Raw genomic sequence first — 1,515 nt, forward strand, 5'->3', positions numbered from 1 at the left:
GAATCGTAAATTATATGCTTCTCTAAAAGCTCTTCTGCGCTTACTGATCAACTCTCGTTTTCAGTGGGGCAAAGATAACAACTTATTGTAACGCAAAACAAGTTTTGTTAACTTTAATTTCACTTTTAATTCATATTTATACGTAAAATACTGATACACTGTAATAATATTTTGGGGAAATTTAAACTAATGTTTATTTTTTGATACTGAAGTATTGTTGAGGGGAAAGTTGATAGAGGTTTGTTTTAAGAGTATTAAATAATTGAGGAAGATAAAATGAGTTATTCGTCTTAGATCTTTAAGGCGCAGGAAAATCAAAGATTTTCAATAAGGATTGATGCTTGTTTGATCGCAGATAAAATCTTTGTGCCTTAAGATAGGACGATATTTAATGAATATTTTGCGCATTTGCGAGGGGTTATATTAAATTTAATATTAATTAAAGGATAAGTTATCAATTAATTAATTTGTTAGATTTTAAAATAACGGGATGAATAAAATTGAGAACTGAGCATATGTTAGATCTGTTCTTCATTAATATCTTAAAGGTTTTGAAGATATTTAGCAAGATGATTACTGATGCCGTTATTAAAAAAAGTTTCTTTGCGCCTCAATATTCTATATATTTTGATGTATGAAGTAATTTTGGTTATAGATTAAATATTTTAAGATTATACGTTTTAATATAGAAATAAAACAGACCATTCTATAAGAATCCTTATTATTATAGAAAGCAAAAAGAATTTTGGCTCCTTTTAAAAGCAAAATCTGCGTAGAAATGAACAATAAATTCATAAGAGTTAATCTCCCAGTTTTATGATGTGGGGCAAGATTATACTCTACGAAAAATATTCTTCATCAGGAGGCCGAGAAAAGACATAAAAAAAGTCCGTTTCAATTATGATAGGTAATGAGTAATGAAAGATCATTGATGAGTGATAAATGATAAATGATTATATCCTCGGGTTTCTTTACTTTTCTTTTTTTACTTGTTACTTTATACTTGTTACTTGGCTCTTTTCCCTTGTTTCTTCTGAAGTTTTCTGGATCAATCGCAAAACTTGGGGGCTATGCAAAAAGTTTAGTTAATCTGAATAGAAAGAAAGTTCTGTCTTTTACCCCTCGAAGTTGTAGTCTGAAGTTTTTAATTTTCGCATTAAAAGATTCCGCAGCAGCATTGGTGCTTCTTGCTTCAAAATAATTGAGAATATCGTTGTAATGATTTATAATGGTATTCTTTAGTGTAGAAAATGATTTAAAACCCGACTCTTCAACATCCTTAAACCAATGAGCCAACTTCAACATGGCAACGGATTTTGTTATATTTTGATTGTACATTTTTCTTAAACTATCCGATAAATGGTAGATTTTTTCTAAATCGGGATATTCTCTAAACAGGATCTTTACCCGTTTACTTTGATTTTCTGTCCATTTTTCCCTGCTTTTGTAAAGTAAATACCGGCTTCTTGCCAGAAGTTGTTTTCGGGTATCTCCGTTTTCAAAAATATGAATGGT

Annotated in this window: 1 protein-coding gene; it reads right to left on the reverse strand. The window is 29.8% G+C overall.

Annotated elements, in window-relative coordinates:
- Positions 1-1,068: 1,068 nt before the first annotated feature.
- Positions 1,069-1,515 (reverse strand): transposase (locus B0E34_RS17520; RefSeq protein WP_165763016.1); only part of this gene is annotated, 447 nt, incomplete at its 5' end.

The organism is Chryseobacterium mucoviscidosis, from assembly GCF_002177115.1.
GTDB classification, from domain to species: domain Bacteria; phylum Bacteroidota; class Bacteroidia; order Flavobacteriales; family Weeksellaceae; genus Chryseobacterium; species Chryseobacterium mucoviscidosis.